The organism is Bifidobacterium merycicum DSM 6492, from assembly GCF_900129045.1.
GTDB lineage: Bacteria > Actinomycetota > Actinomycetes > Actinomycetales > Bifidobacteriaceae > Bifidobacterium > Bifidobacterium merycicum.
This window is the reverse complement of record NZ_FQTX01000001.1, coordinates 201,671-215,123: the sequence shown is the minus strand read 5'-3', so window position 1 is coordinate 215,123 and position 13,453 is coordinate 201,671. Positions and strand designations below refer to the sequence as shown.

General features: G+C 61.0%; 10 protein-coding genes and 1 riboswitch. Of the genes, 7 read left to right on the top strand and 3 right to left on the bottom strand.

Annotated elements, in window-relative coordinates; genetic code table 11:
• Window positions 1–44 precede the first annotated feature (44 nt).
• Entirely contained in the window at window positions 45–725 is a 681-nt protein-coding gene (locus tag BUB29_RS00880; protein ID WP_033523612.1) for a nitroreductase family protein, read from the bottom strand.
• A 298-nt stretch (window positions 726–1,023) separates the two neighbouring features.
• Here BUB29_RS00880 and BUB29_RS00875 point away from each other — a divergent pair, with 298 nt between their 5' ends.
• From BUB29_RS00875 to BUB29_RS00850, 6 genes are all read left to right on the top strand, one after another.
• Window positions 1,024–2,175: a hypothetical protein gene (locus BUB29_RS00875; RefSeq protein WP_051915008.1), complete on the top strand. Its 1,152-nt coding sequence runs from the start codon at window positions 1,024–1,026 to the stop codon at window positions 2,173–2,175.
• Between the two features lie 85 nt (window positions 2,176–2,260).
• A riboswitch (TPP riboswitch) is annotated at window positions 2,261–2,370 on the top strand.
• The gene (locus tag BUB29_RS00870) at window positions 2,362–3,270 is read left to right on the top strand and encodes a hydroxyethylthiazole kinase (RefSeq protein ID WP_033523613.1); all 909 of its coding nucleotides are present in this window, start codon (window positions 2,362–2,364) and stop codon (window positions 3,268–3,270) included. (Overlaps the previous riboswitch by 9 nt.)
• 208 nt (window positions 3,271–3,478) lie before the next feature.
• Window positions 3,479–6,049 (top strand): phosphomethylpyrimidine synthase ThiC, encoded by a 2,571-nt coding sequence (gene thiC, locus BUB29_RS00865; RefSeq protein WP_033523614.1) that lies wholly within the window; start codon window positions 3,479–3,481, stop codon window positions 6,047–6,049.
• Window positions 6,050–6,333: 284 nt separating this feature from the next.
• Window positions 6,334–7,134, top strand: a complete 801-nt coding sequence (thiD, locus tag BUB29_RS00860) for a bifunctional hydroxymethylpyrimidine kinase/phosphomethylpyrimidine kinase (protein ID WP_033523627.1) — start codon at window positions 6,334–6,336, stop codon at window positions 7,132–7,134.
• 150 nt (window positions 7,135–7,284) lie between these two features.
• Window positions 7,285–7,665, top strand: coding sequence for a thiamine-binding protein (locus BUB29_RS00855; RefSeq protein WP_033523723.1), 381 nt, complete (start codon window positions 7,285–7,287; stop codon window positions 7,663–7,665).
• 1,115 nt (window positions 7,666–8,780) lie between these two features.
• Window positions 8,781–9,086: a YhbY family RNA-binding protein gene (locus tag BUB29_RS00850; protein WP_033523724.1), complete on the top strand. Its 306-nt coding sequence runs from the start codon at window positions 8,781–8,783 to the stop codon at window positions 9,084–9,086.
• A 265-nt stretch (window positions 9,087–9,351) separates the two neighbouring features.
• Here BUB29_RS00850 and BUB29_RS00845 read toward each other — a convergent pair whose 3' ends face one another.
• A complete protein-coding gene (locus tag BUB29_RS00845) occupies window positions 9,352–10,764 on the bottom strand; it encodes an MFS transporter (RefSeq protein WP_407640897.1) in 1,413 nt (470 codons plus the stop codon).
• Here BUB29_RS00845 and BUB29_RS09875 point away from each other — a divergent pair.
• Window positions 10,736–11,050 carry a hypothetical protein gene (locus tag BUB29_RS09875; RefSeq protein ID WP_162178567.1) on the top strand — a complete coding sequence of 105 codons (315 nt, stop codon included), beginning with the start codon at window positions 10,736–10,738 and terminating at the stop codon, window positions 11,048–11,050. The genes BUB29_RS00845 and BUB29_RS09875 overlap by 29 nt on opposite strands.
• A 289-nt stretch (window positions 11,051–11,339) precedes the next feature.
• Here BUB29_RS09875 and BUB29_RS00840 read toward each other — a convergent pair whose 3' ends face one another.
• Window positions 11,340–12,764 (bottom strand): replication-associated recombination protein A, encoded by a 1,425-nt coding sequence (locus BUB29_RS00840; protein WP_033523746.1) that lies wholly within the window; start codon window positions 12,762–12,764, stop codon window positions 11,340–11,342.
• Window positions 12,765–13,453: the final 689 nt, after the last annotated feature.

Genomic DNA, 13,453 nt, shown 5'->3' with positions numbered 1-13,453 from the left:
ATCAGGCATCACACAAATATTCGCACACCAAAGACACTTATTGATTATCGCCGCCAGTCGAAATTCCGACTGCCAGCTCCAAGCTCGAAATGACAGGCAGCAAGACCTACGTCGACGCCTGCGAACGGCATACCCGAAGCGGACGAGATGGTGACGCGATTCCCGCTTCCAGTTATCATGAACGGCTGCCGGTTGAGACCGGTCGGTGCGAGCAGTGCGGCGTTCACGCCATTGCTGAACCAGTCTGGCACCACAGCGCCATCGTATTTGCTTACCTCATCGGGGCGCTTGGAACGGTGCGGCTCGCCCTGAACGACACCATAACCCACCGTGATGATTCCAATCGTGTGATCGCCCTGCGCCATCCTGGCCACAGCCTTGCGGTTATAGGTGCCGCCCACCCACCATGTGTTCAGCCCCAGCGTCTGCGCATACAGCATGAGGTCAGCGCCGACATACCCCAGGCGATAGTCAAGATCGATGCCATCATCGCCACCGGCGTTACCCGACACCATAAAGTAATTGCGCACGCCCTTGGCCCGCACCAGCTTGGCCGACAGACCCAGCGCACTCGAATCCTCCGTCATCAGGCTTATGGCGATGCCGTATTCCCGGTTATCGGTTTCGAGCCGCTCCTCAAGCTGCTCCACCACATGTGCGGGAATCGGCTTACCAAGGTATTGGCGGACCGTATGGCGGGCCCTCATGGCCTGGATCATATCCATGGCTTCTCCTTCGAAAACGATGCGCGGCCGGTGGTGGTACGGGAATCGACTTCCGTCTTCTTCCGCCTTCGCCAACCGGTGTTGATATCCATCATGTCGCAAAACGCAATGAAACATGACATGTATCGGCAATTTGCGACAAGAAACGGCCCATCCTGTCGTGAATCCCCATGAAACCGCACGGCCGCAGAAACGATGCGACGGCAAGGGCAAAGAACGGTCTGGGCTAGACTGGGCAACCACAGGCGCTCCGAGGGAATACAATCTCAAGGCAATACCGTGAAAGAGAGATCGGCACATGATGATGTTCTACGATGCCAACCGACGTGGTTCGCGCATTGCGGCGAGGATTCTCATCGCGCTGCTGATCGTGGCCGGAGGCATTGGCATTGCCGGTCGCGGGCAGATTTCCAGCGGCGAGCTGGCAGACATTCGCACCGTGATCGAATCCGCGAAATCCACACGCGCCACCGCAGCGGCAAGTATGGATTTCGCGCAAGGCGCCATGCACGCCAACGATTTCCAAAGCGCCATCACATCCACTCGCCGAGCCGTTGCCGATTATGACCAGTTGGCCGCGAGCGCCAGTCTCACGCGTTTCACTTCGGATTCGCCATTCGCCCAGTTCGTCTTCACCCCGCGAACCACCCTGCTGAGCACCGTCGACAGGCTCAACAACGCCGCGAATACCATGCAAACGCAAACAGCCGCGCTTATCGACGCCATGGAAACCAGTTTCGCCAACGATTTCCGCACCGATGGCGGGCATTGGATGGTACAGGTCGACGACCCAGCCGCCATCAACGAACTCGTTTCCCGCTATGGCAAGCAGCGTTCATACCAGACCTTGCAGGAGCATCTCGATGATCTGAAAAGCCTGTACAACCTGGAGCAGCGGGTGCGCCAACAGGTGGCGGATTCCATAGCCGCCGTGCATGCGGGCGAGACGAACGCGGCGCAGATTGCCGTGCCGACCGAAGCGGGCGCGATGGATGCCGCCGGGTGGCTGGGCACGGCGCAATCGGTGGCGTCCACCTTGGGCGTGCAGGTCAAACAGACCAGCGTATACGGCTGCCCCGGCGCTGACGACAACGGAGACGACAACGCCGACATGGTGATCGGCTTCTTCTGTGGCGGCTCGCAAGCCAGCCGCAACGAGGTGAACATGCTGACCACGCACCCGGAGTGGCCCATGGTGGAAAGCAGCCCGCTGCTGGTCGATTACACGAAGCATGAGCTGGCGCATCGTTCGATCATGATCGTATGCGGCACCACAGAGCCTGAGATCGCCGCGAACCGGACGGAGGCGGTGACCAATTCGTATGCGGTGCAGTTCCTCGGTGCCAGCCGCGAGCGCATCGCTGGCAGTCAGCAGGGTTTGGCCGCGTATGCGATGGACGCGCAGAGCGACCAGATCGCGCAGTCCATTCACAACGGCACCTGTGCGTGAGCCACGCGGTGTCAATGCTTTACCAGCATCGCGCCGCCATGTCAATACCCTTGGTCAATACCCTTGTATACGTTGAAAACCGTATTTGTACATGCAGGGGGGCTTCCCGCACGCGCGGGAAGCTGAGATAGGCGAACGCCTGACCCTTTGAACCTGTTGGTTAGGACCAACGTAGGGAGCAGCGCAATGAGTGACAGCTCATACACTGACGGCACAGCAGCCGTTTCCTCGATTTCCGCAACAGACCCGATTCGCGAGCGCATCGCACAGGCGGTGAACGACGTACGTTCCACCACGCCGCTGGCGCAGTCGTTCACGAATTTCGTCACCATCAACCTGGTGGCGAACGCACAGCTCGCCGCGGGCGGTACCGCGGCCATGAGCTTCCTGCCGGACGACATTGTGGATACCGCGAAGATCGCCGGATCGACGTACATCAACGTGGGCACGCTGCTGCCGTTCTACAAGGACGCGCTGGCGGATATCGCCCGCAAACTGCAGTATTTGGGCAAGCCGTGGGTGCTTGACCCGGTGGCCGCGGGTATCGGCAAGACCCGCACCGCCATCCTGCAATCCTTCAAATCCGCTCCCCCGACGGTGATTCGCGGCAACGCCAGCGAGATCATCGCCTTGGACGCCATGTGGGAGCTTGGCGCGAACGACGGCACCGAAGGCGAGACCACCCGCCCCGCCGGCGTGGAAGCCGTGGACGAGGTGGAGGCCGCCGTGGATGACGCCAAACGACTGGCACGCTATCTTGCGCAGCATGCCGCTGGCGGCAAGGGCGCGGTCGCCGTATCCGGCGCATCCGATCTGGTGACCGATGGCGAGACCGTATACCGTTTGCCCGGCGGCAGCGCGATGATGACGAAGATCACCGGAGCCGGCTGCTCGCTTGGCGGCGTGACCGCCACCTACCTGGCCGTGGCGGAACCGCTTGTCGCCTCCATCGCGGCATCGCTGCTGTACAACCGTGCCAGCGAGATCGCCGAACGTGAGTCCAACGGCCCGGGCTCCTTCCAGGTCGCGTTCCTCGACGCATTGTGGAACGTCACCGCAGAACAGGTGGCTCAGTCCGAGATTCTGATCGGCTGACCGTCGAAGCGGCTTCCACACGTATCAAGCCGCTTGCCAGACGGGTATGCACGCAGCATTTGGCGCATACCGTCATGCTCTATGCCGAAACATGCGCCAAGCCCGTGGATCGGCTTTCCGTACAGCAGCGCGGCGCATACAGATACCCGTAACGCGCGGCGAAATCCATCCATACTTTCCTTCCATATCAAGCTATAAGGGGACACCAATGAGCAAGAATTTCCCATACGCATCCATGCGCGACTGTTTCGATCTGAGCGCCTACTTCGTCGTAGGCCCGGAGGATTGCAAGGGCCGACCGGTCACCGACGTGGTGGACGACGCCCTGCGTGGCGGCGCCACCTTCATCCAGTTGCGCGCCAAGAAGATGGACGCCAAGGAACTTACCGAAACCGCACGCGACATCGCGCAGATCATCGAGGACAACAATAAGTCCGACACGGTGCCGTTCGTAATCGACGACCGCGTGGACGTGGTCTGGCAGGCTCGCAACAAGGGCATCAAAGTGGACGGCGTGCATATCGGCCAGACCGATATGGAACCGCGCGAAGCCCGCGCACTGCTCGGCGAGGACGCCATCGTCGGCCTGTCCGCGGAAACCGAAAGCCTGGTCAAGCTCATCAACGAACTGCCGGCAGGCTGCATCGACTACATCGGTGCCGGCCCGCTGCACGTCTCCACCACCAAGCCCGAAGCCTCCGTGGGCGGCAACGACGGCTCCGGCCACACGCTTGACGAGGAACAGATCAACACCATCTGCGCGGCAAGCGATTTCCCCGTCGTGGTCGGCGGCGGTGTGACGGCTGATGATATGGAAATGCTGGCCTCCACCGACGCTGCCGGCTGGTTCGTGGTATCCGCCATTGCAGGCGCGGACGATCCGGAAGCCGCCACCCGTGAGATGGTGACGCGCTGGAAGGCCGTACGCGGCAACAGGAGGCACGGCTACGCGCAACGCCCGGCAGCCGTTGCGGAGAACGCCAGCCAGCAGCCGGCACAGCCCGCCGCAAAGAAGTTCACCAACGCCAAGGAGGCCAAGGCCGCCTCCAAGCTGGCCAAGCAGCAGCGCGTGGACATCGCGGCCCGCGGCTGCACCCAACGCGACAAGGCGCATATCCGCAAGACCACGCCGATCCATTTCGAAAACCAGTTCGGCACCTACGATCTGGAAGTGCCGTACACCGAGATCAAACTGTCCGACACGCCCGGCGTCGGCCCGAACCCGCCGTTCAAGGATTACAACACGGAAGGCCCCAAGTGCGATCCGAAGGAAGGCCTGGTGCCGCTTCGTCTCGACTGGATCCGTGACCGTGGCGACGTGGAGGAATACGAAGGTCGCCGCCGCAATCTCGAGGATGACGGCAAGCGTGCCATCAAGCGCGGCAAGGCATCCAAGGAGTGGCGCGGCCGCCAGCACAAGCCCATGCGCGCCAAGGACCATCCGGTGACGCAGATGTGGTATGCACGCCACAACATCATCACCCCGGAAATGCGCTACGTGGCCGAACGCGAGCATTGCAGCGTGGAGCTTGTGCGCTCCGAACTGGCCGCGGGCCGCGCGGTGATGCCGTGCAACATCAACCACCCCGAAGCCGAGCCAATGATCATCGGCGCCAAGTTCCTCACCAAGCTCAACGCGAACATGGGCAATTCGGCCGTCACCTCGTCCATCGACGAAGAGGTGGAGAAACTCACGTGGGCGACCAAGTGGGGCGCCGACACCGTGATGGACCTTTCGACCGGCAACGACATCCATACCACGCGTGAGTGGATTCTGCGCAACTCCCCCGTCCCGATCGGCACCGTGCCGATGTACCAGGCGCTGGAAAAGGTGGAGGACGACGCATCCAAGCTGAGCTGGGAGCTGTTCCGCGACACCGTGATCGAACAGTGCGAGCAGGGCGTGGACTATATGACGATCCACGCCGGCGTGCTTATGCACTTCGTGCCGCTGACCGCCAACCGCATGACCGGCATCGTCTCGCGCGGCGGTTCGATCATGGCCGAATGGTGCCTGCAGCATCATCAGGAAAGCTTCCTGTACACGCATTTCGACGAACTGTGCGACATTTTCGCCAAGTATGATGTGGCGTTCTCGCTGGGCGACGGCCTGCGCCCCGGTTCGCTCGCGGACGCGAACGACCAGGCGCAGCTGGCCGAACTCATGACGCTGGGCGAACTCACCAAGCGCGCCTGGGCCAAGGACGTGCAGGTCATGATCGAAGGACCGGGCCATATTCCGTTCGACACCGTGCGCATGAACATCGAGATGGAGAAGGCCATCTGCAACGATGCGCCGTTCTACACGCTCGGCCCGCTCACCACCGACACCGCCCCCGGCTACGACCACATCACCTCCGCCATCGGCGGCGTGGAGATCGCACGCTACGGCACCGCCATGCTGTGCTACGTCACACCGAAGGAACACCTCGGCCTGCCGAACAAGGACGATGTGAAACAGGGCGTGATCGCCTACAAGATCGCCTGCCATGCGGCCGACATCGCCAAGCACCACCCGCACGCCATGGACCGTGACAACGCCATGAGCAAGGCGCGTTTCGAATTCCGCTGGCTCGACCAGTTCAACCTGAGCTACGATCCGGACACCGCCATCGCCTACCATGACGAGACGCTGCCCGCCGAGCCCGCGAAGATGGCGCATTTCTGCTCCATGTGCGGCCCGAAGTTCTGCTCCATGGCCATCTCGCAGAACATCCGCAAGAAGTTCGGCGACGCGGCCGCGCAGGCGCAACTGGTGGATGAGGCGCTGAAGAAGTGATTGTGTTTGGGGCGCTTGGTGTTTGATGCGTTTGGTGCGCTGAGTGTTTGGTGCGCTTGGTGTTCGCTGTGCGTGCTGTGTGTGTCGTCGCGCTGAGTGCGTGCGGACGCACTGACACTGCAGACGGTCCGACGCACCGACGCGCTGACGCACCGATGGCTCGGTGCGCGTTATGTGCACCGAGCCGCGCCGTAGGCCACCCGCCCGGTTCGCCGGACCGGTGGCCTACGGCGTACGAACCGCCTAGAATCAGGATTTTGAGGACCGAAACAAAAGGAGAACAGATGGAACATACGACACTGCAACCGGTACTCGCCATCGCCGGATCGGACTCCTCCGGCGGTGCAGGCATTCAGGCCGATCTGAAAACCATGCTCGCCAACGGCGTGTTCGGCATGAGCGCCATCACCGCGCTCACCGCGCAGAACACCACCGGTGTGCGATCCATCCAGGACACGCAGCCTGAGATCCTCGCCGATCAGATCGACGCGGTTTTCGACGATATTCCGCCGGTTGCCGTGAAGATCGGCATGGTTTCGTCCGTCAATCTCATCACCGTCATCGCGGATCGACTGACCGCGCATCACGCCACTAATGTGGTGCTGGACCCGGTCATGGTCGCCACGTCGGGTGCGAAACTCATCAGCGATGATGCGGTCGACGCGCTCACGCAACGACTGTTCCCGCTCGCCACGGTCATCACGCCGAACATTCCGGAGGCTTCCGCGCTGACCGGACTGCAGATCGAGGATGCGGATGGTATGGAGCGTGCGGCGCTGAAACTCGCCGAACAGTTCGGTTGCGCATCCCTGGTGAAGGGCGGGCATAATACGAACGACGCGAACGATGTGCTGGCCGAGGCCGATGGCACGATCACGTGGTTCGACGGGCAGCGCGTGGACAATCCGAACACGCACGGCACCGGATGCACGCTGAGTTCCGCCATCGCATCGCATTTGGCGCTCGGCGAGACGCTGCCCGGAGCCATTCGCAGCGCCAAGGCGTACCTGACCGGTGCGTTGAACGCGCAGCTCGACCTGGGTCACGGTTCCGGACCGATGGACCACGCGTGGCGTTGGCGCTGAATGGGGCTTTGCGCTGGCTTGGCTGGCTTGGCTGGCTTGGCTGGCTTGGCTGGCTGGTTGCTGACCACTGACTGACCACTGACTGACCGACTGATTGGCCGCAAGTAATAATCACAACATCACAGAAATCAAACGCAGAAATGAGGAATCATGGCTCTTGACCGTAACGCCGAGAAGCAGGAAGTGCCCGTAGACCCGAAGACCGGCAAGCCGTACATCAATACGCTGGCGGCCGTCGCCATCAGCCCGGCCGGAGCGAGCCCGGAGAAGTCCACGTACGTTTCGCAGGCGGTGGACGTGATTCGCCAGTCCGGTCTGCCGAATGAGACGAACGCCATGTTCACGAACATCGAGGGTGACATCGACGACGTGCTCAAGGTGATCCGTGACGCGACGATGAAGCTGGCCGGCCAAGGGTACCGCACCGATGTGGTGATCCGTCTCGACATCCGCCCCGGTTTCGAAGGTCAGATCCACGCCAAGCAGGAGCTGGTGGACGAGATTCTGAGCGAACAGGCTGCACAGGACTGAGTGGTTCGGCTGCACAGGACCGAGTCAGGCTGAACAGCAGTCCATCTCTTAAATAACCCAGGCAAAGCACCGGCGAATGGGGAGGCGAATCCGCCCTATTCGCCGGTGCTTTGCTATGTTCGTCCGTTCCCCTTCTCGTCCGTTCCCCTTCTCGTCCGTTCCCCTTCTCGTCCGTTCCCCTTCTCGTCCGTTCCCCTTCTCGTCCGTTCCCGTCCCTTTCTCGCCCGCTCCTGCTCTCCCTCCCATTTATATCCGTTCCCCTATCGGCGTAGCCAAACGACGAAGCCATCCCCAAACGACTACGCTCAGAACCCCTCAGCGTAGACAAACAGGAACAGCATCACCATTTGTCTACGCTTACGGCACCTCAGCACAGCCAGACGGAGAAAGCATCGCCAAATGTCTACGCTCAGAGCCTCTCAGCGTAGACAAACGGAGATGACACCACCAAACGGCTACACTGGGGCCCGTCAGCATAGCCAAACAAGAGTGGCGTCACCGGATGGCTACGCTTACGGCACCTCAGCACAGCCAAATGGAGAAGACATCGCCAAACGGCTACGCTCAGAACCCGTCAACGTAACCAAACGGCGAAGCCATCCACAAACGACTACGCTCAGACCTATTCGCTCCTCCCCCCTGTTTCCTTCCTCTCCTTCCCTGTTCCCCGCCCTTGGCGTAGCCAAACGGAGATGGCACCACCGGATGCCTACGCTCAGAACCCCTCAGCGTAGCCAAACGGGGACGGCACCACCAAACGGCTACACTCAGAACCCCTCCAACGTAGCCAAACGGGGACGGCACCACCAAACGGCTACACTCAGAACCCCTCAGCGCAGCCATACGGGGACGGCATCACCAAACGACTACGCTGAGAGGACAGGAGGTGATGTCGAGTCGAGTCATTCGTGCCCCGCTCCCAACTGCCTCATCCGCAGCACCACACCTGTAATCCCAGCCATTTGTAACCCCACGCCCATCACTCGCGAAATACCGCCCGCAACCCGTCAATCAGCCCTTTGCAACCCCTTGCGCTATGCTGACGAATGGTATGAAACCGCGCACAACACGCGCGGATCAATCGAAAGACGTAACGAAAACGTAAGGACGTATCAATGGCACTGACTAAGAAGCAGACCAAGCAGCTGCGTGCTCTCGCGAACTCGCTGAAGCCGCTGTTCTACGTGGGCAAGAACGATCTGACCGAAGCCGCGATCAAGCAGGCCGACGAGACGATTGAAAAGCACGAGCTCATCAAATGCGCCGTGCAGGACGGTTCCGGCTTGACCGCCAAGGAAGCGGCAGAGGGCCTGGCGGAGCAGCTGAACGCCGAAGTCGTGCAGACCATCGGCAACCGTTTCGTGATCTACCGCCGTTCCAAGCGCGACGACGTCGAGCACATCCAGCTGGTGCGCGAATAGATTCGGCTCAAGTGCGTGACTAGGTGCGTGATCAGGTGCGCGACCAGGTGCGCAGCCGGATTATCAGCCGCGGACCGCATGTGATCGCGCACGCCGCGCATACCACGGATAGCGAAAGGGCGACCCCGCTCGAATAACGGGGTCGCCCTTCGCCGTATGAAGTCGGATGGTTCCGGTCGGATGGTTCCGGCCAGCCCACCTCGCCAATCAGCTCGCCAATCAGCTCACCAATCAGCTCACCAATCAGCTCACCAATCAGCGCACCTCAGCGCACAGCACGGCCACTGCGCCGCACACGGATGCGCATGGCCGTGGCGAGGCACGTCCAACCGATCACACAAATCAGAATCATCGTGCCGAAGGTCCACGCGCCACCAACCGCCGTGGCGTGGGCGAACGAAGCGGAACCTTCCTTGCCCGCACCGGCCTGCGCCACCGACAGGATCGTGGCGAACAGCGCGGTACCGGCCGCACCGCCGAACTGCAGACATGTGTTGAAAATGGCGTTTCCATCGGGCTTGAACACGCCCGGCACTTCAGACAGCGCACTGGTCATCACGTTCGCATTGCCGATGGCGTAGAAGAAACCAAACACGAAGTAGAAACCAGCCAGCATCGCGGCGGTCAGGTGCATGGAGAACACCAGCATCAGCGTGGGGCCGAGCACGGCGATACCCATCGGGATGAGGATCGGTTTGACCGCGCCGAACCGGTCGTAGAACCATCCGCCGAGCGGAGCGCACACCGCGCCGATCAACGCGCCTGGCAACACCAGCGCACCCGCCACGAACGTGGACGTGCCGAGCGACAGCTGTGCGACATTGGTGATCACGTAGCCATAGCCGATGGCGACAAGCGGCATGAGCGTATACGCGACGGCGTGCAGCAGCACCACGGGATCGCGCAGGATGCCGAGACGCAGCAGCGGCGAGAACGCGCGGCGGGACATGAATGCGAACAGTGCCAGCGAGCCGAGTCCCACCACCAGGCAAACCGCGGTGATGATGAAGGATGCGGTCGCCTTTGCACCGGATACGAGCTTGCCCACGGCCACGCCGCCCTGATTCAAGGCGAGCACCAGACCGACCAAGGCGAATACGATGGCGGTCAGTTGCAACGGTTCAAGGTAGGCGTCCTCGGTGGGCACTTTCTGTTCGAGGCAACGGCAACCGATCACCGCGGCCAGCAGGATCAGCGGAATCGCGATGACGAAAATCGCACGCCACGGCAGGATGCTGGTCACCGCGCCGCCGACGGTCGGGCCGATGGCGGGCGCGACGGTGATCACGAGCGAACCGACGCCCATAAGACGACCGATTTTGGAACGCGGCGACTGTTCGAGGATGATGTTGATCATGAGCGGCGTGGCGATGCCGGAGCCGATGCCTTGGATGACACGGGCGATGAGCAGCAGCGGGAACGCGTGCGCGACGATCATGATCAGCGAGCCGATGAGGGCGAGCGCCACCGCGGCAAGGAACAGCGCCTTGATCTTGAAGCGTCGTTTCAGGAAGGAGCTGACCGGCATGGTCGCCGCGACGGACAGCAGGTAGATGGTGGTGATCCATTGCACGGTGGACGTGGTGACGTTGAATTCGCGCATCAGTGCGGGGAACAGCACCGTCATCACGGTTTCCGTGAGGATGCCGATGAAGGCGAGGGACCCGACCGCGACGATTGAACCGATGAGTCGGCCGCTGATTTTCTCGTCGGCGGTGCTTTTGGATGCGGCGGCGGTGCTTGTTGCCGCGTTTGCTCCATTTGTCGTGTTTGTGTTTGCCGTGTTTGTCGCGTTCGTCGCGTTTGCGTTCGTGTTCGTCGTGATATTGCTCTCGTTCTTCGTGTCTGTGATCTTCGTGTTCGTGTTTTTCGTGTTCTCGCTCATATTCTCATTCGTGGTTTCGCTGCGCCCCGCGCTTCGCTCCGCAGTGGAAGCGATTTCCCGGGACTCGTTGTTGTGCTGAAGAAGTGGAATATAAGGTATTGCCAACCGGCGTATGTATCCTCGCGCCGCGCACCCACGCGGCAGACGTTTCGTTTGATAGCCGAGTGTTCAGTGTAGCCGGGTCAGGTGGACAACAGTGCGCTTCCGGGTGAAAGCCGGATGGATGCCGGATGGAAGCCGGATGGAAGCCGGATGGATGCCGGATGGAAGCCGGATGGAAGCCGGATGGAAGCTCGGCTGACTGAATCGGTTTCGCCAGCCTGACCGTTCCCGATCATCCCGCTTCCGCGGTCGTTCCGCTGTTACGGTCATCCCGCTTCCCCGGTCGTTCCACCGTTCCCTACCGTTCCACCGTTCCCGGCCATCCCGCTCTCCCCGTGCAGGATAGGGCGAATCCTCGCCAGTCGCGCCGATACCTCGCGCTCGTAACCGCGATCGTTGGGATGGTAGTATTCCCTGCCCACCAGCTCGTCGGGCATGTACTGCTGCGGCGCCACAGCACCGGGCCAATCATGCGCATACCGGTACCCCTCGTGGTTGCCCCATTCCTTCATGAGCTTGGTCGGAGCGTTGCGCAGATGCAGCGGAACCGCACCGATATGCCCAGCGTCCACATCGGCCAGAGCCGAGTTGATGGCGTTGTAGCTGGCGTTCGACTTCGGTGCAGTGGCCACGGCGATGGTCGCTTCGGCGAGGATGATGCGCGCTTCCGGCATGCCGATCAGCGCCACCGCTTGCGCTGCGGCCACGGTGACCTGGAGAATCTGCGGTGCCGCTATGCCCACATCTTCGGACGCGGCGATCATGATGCGTCGGGCGATGAAGCGTGGATCCTCACCGGCACGGATCATTCGCGCCAGATAGTGGATGGCGGCGTCTGGATCGGAACCGCGCATGGATTTGATGAACGCGGAGATCACGTCGTAATGATCATCGCCATCCTTGTCGTAACGGACCGTGGCCGTGTCCATGACGGTCGAAACGACATCCGGTGTGATGATCGGTTTGCGCGCGCCTTTCCTACGCGCCTTGTCCCCCGTCACCGCACCCGCCGCGGCTTCCAGGATCGTCAGGCTTTTGCGCGCATCGCCGCTGGCCATGCGCACGATCTCATCGATAGCCTTATCATTCGCTTTAACCTCGCCTTTCAGCCCGTTCGGGCTTTCGAGCGCACGCGTGACGAGCTCATGGAGCTGTTCGGGTTCGAGCGATTCGAGTTTGACCACCACGGAACGCGACAGCAACGGTTTGATGACGGAGAAGCTGGGATTTTCGGTGGTTGCGCCGATGAAGGTGACGTCGCGGTTTTCGACCGCCGGCAGCAGTGCGTCCTGTTGGGATTTGGAGAAGCGATGCACCTCGTCGATGAACAGCACGGTTTCCTTGCCTTGTGTCACCAAGCGTTCGTGGGCGCGGTTCAGCACGTCGCGCACATCCTTGACGCCGGATGTGACGGCGGAAAGTTCTTCGAATTCACGGCCGGACTGTTTGGCCACGATGGTGGCGAGCGTGGTTTTGCCCACGCCGGGAGGGCCGAACAGGATGATGGAGCTCGGTGCGGTGAGCGAGCCTTTGGAGGCTGGATTGGCGAGGCGACGCAGCGGGGACCCCTGACCGAGCACATGATCCTGTCCCACCACTTCGTCGATGGTTTGCGGCCTCATGCGCACCGCCAATGGTCTGGTCATGTCTTCAGGTGCGTCCGCCGCACCGAACAAATCCTGCTCGCTCATGTTGTCCACTCTACCGCTCTGCCTTCCGGGGATTGTGGTTGTCTTCCGATCATCCGCCGCGTCTCCTTGCGGCCCGTTTCTGTCCGATTCCAATAATTCCAATATGTGTGACTGCGTACTTCGGGACGCTCTCTCCCGAAATCAGACAAAACCAGCCCGTTTCTGTCCGATTTTGAGGATACGGAACCGGACACCCTCCCCCGAAATCAGACAGAATCAGCCCGTTTCTGTCCGATTCTGGGGATGTGAAACGGGGTAATCTCCCTCATTTTCGGACAGAATCAGGCTGTTTCTGTCTGATTTTGGTGAAGTGGAGCACGAGATTGTGTCTGTAACCTTCTGGATTGTCTGATGTTACGTAAGATGGCGTTCCCTCTGCACATGATTTCACTGCAACTCAATGTTTCAGCCTTTACCCCCTTTACCCCTGTCTTCTCCTTCCTCTCTCCCTCCCCCAATCCTCTTTCCTCCCTCAATCCCCTCTCCTCCCTCAATCCCCTCTCCCCATCCGCTCCCCTTCTTCCACCTTCTCCCTGACCATTCTTCTTGCGCTTCCCGCCAATCCAAAACAAACGCAATTCTCCTCGCATTCCCAAACACCCCTCCTCAATCCCCGGCAATCCCCTCTTAAAACCGTCGTTTCCCGAATTTCGCCGCTAGGATGGAATCGATTGCATTTGCAAAGTCGC

What these genes read in the sequence shown, in the direction of transcription:
- BUB29_RS00880 (WP_033523612.1), bottom strand. Translation starts at nt 725, where the DNA reads ATGGATATGATCCAGGCCATGAGGGCCCGCCATACGGTCCGCCAATAC.
- BUB29_RS00875 (WP_051915008.1), top strand. Translation starts at nt 1,024, where the DNA reads ATGATGATGTTCTACGATGCCAACCGACGTGGTTCGCGCATTGCGGCG.
- BUB29_RS00870 (WP_033523613.1), top strand. Translation starts at nt 2,362, where the DNA reads ATGAGTGACAGCTCATACACTGACGGCACAGCAGCCGTTTCCTCGATT.
- thiC (WP_033523614.1), top strand. Translation starts at nt 3,479, where the DNA reads ATGAGCAAGAATTTCCCATACGCATCCATGCGCGACTGTTTCGATCTG.
- thiD (WP_033523627.1), top strand. Translation starts at nt 6,334, where the DNA reads ATGGAACATACGACACTGCAACCGGTACTCGCCATCGCCGGATCGGAC.
- BUB29_RS00855 (WP_033523723.1), top strand. Translation starts at nt 7,285, where the DNA reads ATGGCTCTTGACCGTAACGCCGAGAAGCAGGAAGTGCCCGTAGACCCG.
- BUB29_RS00850 (WP_033523724.1), top strand. Translation starts at nt 8,781, where the DNA reads ATGGCACTGACTAAGAAGCAGACCAAGCAGCTGCGTGCTCTCGCGAAC.
- BUB29_RS09875 (WP_162178567.1), top strand. Translation starts at nt 10,736, where the DNA reads ATGAAGGCGAGGGACCCGACCGCGACGATTGAACCGATGAGTCGGCCG.
- BUB29_RS00840 (WP_033523746.1), bottom strand. Translation starts at nt 12,764, where the DNA reads ATGAGCGAGCAGGATTTGTTCGGTGCGGCGGACGCACCTGAAGACATG.